Raw genomic sequence first — 1,193 nt, 5'->3', positions numbered from 1 at the left:
AAGAGAGGTCAACCTAGAGCCCGTGAAAAGGCAAGCACACTGTCCGTACCGAGATCCGACACAGGTACTCGTGGCGGCGAAAGCCAAGGTCTGTCGGGATCAACCGACGTTAGGGAATTCGGCAAGTTAGTCCCGTACGTTCGCAATAAGGGATGCCTGCCTCGCAACGAGGCAGGTCGCAGTGACTCGGGCGCTCCAACTGTCTAGTAACAACATAGGTGACCGCAAATCCGCAAGGACTCGTACGGTCACTGAATCCTGCCCAGTGCAGGTATCTGAACACCCCGTACAAGGGGACGAAGGACCTGTTAACGGCGGGGGTAACTATGACCCTCTTAAGGTAGCGTAGTACCTTGCCGCTTCAGTAGCGGCTTGCATGAATGGATCAATGAGAGCGCCACTGTCCCAACGTTGGGCCCGGTGAACTGTACGTTCCAGTGCGGAGTCTGGAGACCCCCAAGGGGAAGCGAAGACCCTATAGAGCTTTACTGCAGGCTGTCACTGAGACGTGGTCGCCATTGTGCAGCATAGGTAGGAGGCATTACACAGGTACCCGCGCTAGCGGGCCACCGAGCCAGCATTGAAATACTACCCGATGGTGACTGCGACTCTCACTCCTGGCGGAGGACACTGGTAGCCGGGCAGTTTGACTGGGGCGGTACGCGCTTGAAAAGATATCGAGCGCGCCCCAAGATTTCCTCACCCGCGTCGGAGACGCGGGAAAGAGCGCAAGAGCATAAGGAAGTCTGACAGTGTCCGGCACAACGACGGACGCTGACGCGAAAGCGTGGTCTAGCGAACCAATGCGGCTGCTTGATGCGGCCCATTGCTGACAGAAAAGCTACCTTAGGGATAACAGAGTCGTCACCCGCAAGAGCACATATCGACCGGGTGGCTTGCTACCTCGATGTCGGTTCCCTCCATCCTGCCTGTGCAGAAGCAGGCAAGGGTGAGGTTGTTCGCCTATTAAAGGAGGTCGTGAGCTGGGTTTAGACCGTCGTGAGACAGGTCGGCTGCTATCTATTGGGGGTGTTACGGTATCTGACAAGAACGTTCGTATAGTACGAGAGGAACTACGAATGGGTGCCACTCGTGTACCGGCTGTCCGAGAGGGCACGTGCCGGGCAGCGACGCACCACGGGGTAAGAGCTGAACGCATCTAAGCTCGAAACCCACTTGGAAAAGAGATACCA

1 rRNA gene is annotated in these 1,193 nt (G+C 56.7%); it reads left to right on the top strand.

Annotated features, from left to right (window positions below):
• Positions 1–1,193, top strand: a 23S ribosomal RNA gene (locus EH209_RS24465); the annotation flags it as partial.

The organism is Haloterrigena salifodinae, from assembly GCF_003977755.1.
GTDB lineage: Archaea > Halobacteriota > Halobacteria > Halobacteriales > Natrialbaceae > Haloterrigena > Haloterrigena salifodinae.
This window is presented reverse-complemented; position numbering and strand designations above follow the sequence as displayed.